General features: G+C 68.4%; 1 protein-coding gene and 3 pseudogenes. All 4 read right to left on the bottom strand.

What is annotated here, in order from left to right; all coding sequences use genetic code 11:
- Nucleotides 1-87 (bottom strand): annotated as a pseudogene (locus SY1_RS12845) (hypothetical protein); the annotation flags it as partial.
- Between the two features lies 1 nt (nucleotide 88).
- Nucleotides 89-150 (bottom strand): annotated as a pseudogene (locus SY1_RS12840) (hypothetical protein); the annotation flags it as partial.
- A 1-nt stretch (nucleotide 151) separates the two neighbouring features.
- Nucleotides 152-300 (bottom strand): hypothetical protein (locus SY1_RS12835; protein ID WP_423868992.1); only part of this gene is annotated, 149 nt, incomplete at its 3' end.
- Nucleotides 301-429: 129 nt separating this feature from the next.
- Nucleotides 430-1160: pseudogene (locus SY1_RS10050) on the bottom strand (ABC transporter permease); the annotation flags it as partial.
- Nucleotides 1161-1227: the final 67 nt, after the last annotated feature.

Genomic DNA, 1227 nt, shown 5'->3' with positions numbered 1-1227 from the left:
GCCGATCTGGCGCCGCAGCTCCGGCAGGCGAAGCGAGCGGACGTCCCGGCCGTCGATCAGGACGCGGCCCGACGTGGGATCGTAGAANCGGGGGATCAGGTCCGCCAGCGTGGACTTCCCGGAGCCGGTGGGCCCCACGAGGGCCGCCTTNTCCCCCGGACGGACGGTGAGGCGGATGCCCCGCAGCACCTCCTGCCCCGCCGCGTAGGCGAAGTGGACGTCCTCAAAGGTCACCTCGCCGCGAAGCCGGCCCGGCAGCTCCAAAGAGCGGGACGTGTCCTCCGTGGGGGCCCGGAGCATGTCGAAGATGCGGTCCGCGGCGGCAAGGCCGGTCTGCAGGGCGCCCATGCGGCTCATGACGGTGCGGATCGGCTGGACCATGAAGGCGATGTACCCGATGAAGGAGATGAGTTCGCCGGGGGTGAGGGACCCCTGGATGACGCTTCGTCCCCCGAACCAGAACACCACGGCCAACGCGCAGATCAGGAACACCTCCACGACCCCGGCCAGGAGGGCCTGGATGGACACGGCGTGGAGCAGCGCCTGAAAGTTCTGGAGGTTCCCCTCCCGAAAGCGCTTCAGCTCCTGTTCCTCCGTGGCGAAGGCGCGCACCACCGGATGGCGGAAAAGGCCTCCTGGGCGATGGCGGTGATGTCCGCCAGCCGTTCCTGAACCCGGTGCCCCGCGCGGCGCAGTCTCCGGGCCGCGAAGGACAGGAGCCAGGCCACGACGGGCAGCACCAGCACGATCAGGAGCGTCAGGCGCCAGTTGATGTAGAGGATGAAGGCGAACATCCCCGCGAAGGTCACGGCGTTGAAGGCCAGGTCCACGAAGGTGTTGGTGACGAGGCTCTGCAGCGTGGCCACGTCGCCCGTGATGCGGCTCATCAGCTCTCCGACCCGCGAGGCGTCGATCCGCTGAAGCGCCATGTGCTGCATGTGGTCGTAGAGCGCCACCCGGACGTCCATCACGACGCTCTGCCCCACCTCGTTCATCAGGTACTGCTGCCAGTAGGACGTCACGGCCTTGAGGGCGAAGATGGCAACGACGGCCAGACAGATGAGGTTGAGGCTCAGGACGCTTCGGGAGATCAGGACGTCGTCCACCACGCTCTTGAAGAGCCAGGGCGGCAGGACGTTCAGCCCGGAGGAGGCCAGCATGAAGGCCACCCCCGCCACAAGGCGCAGGCGGTAGGGCGCGGCGCAGGCGATGAGCCGCCGTGCGGCC

Origin of the sequence: Fretibacterium fastidiosum, assembly GCF_000210715.1 — a bacterium.
In the GTDB taxonomy this organism is placed as follows: Bacteria; Synergistota; Synergistia; order Synergistales; family Aminobacteriaceae; genus Fretibacterium; species Fretibacterium fastidiosum.
The sequence above is the reverse complement of the archived record's forward strand: the minus strand, read 5'-3'. Positions and strand labels throughout refer to the sequence as shown.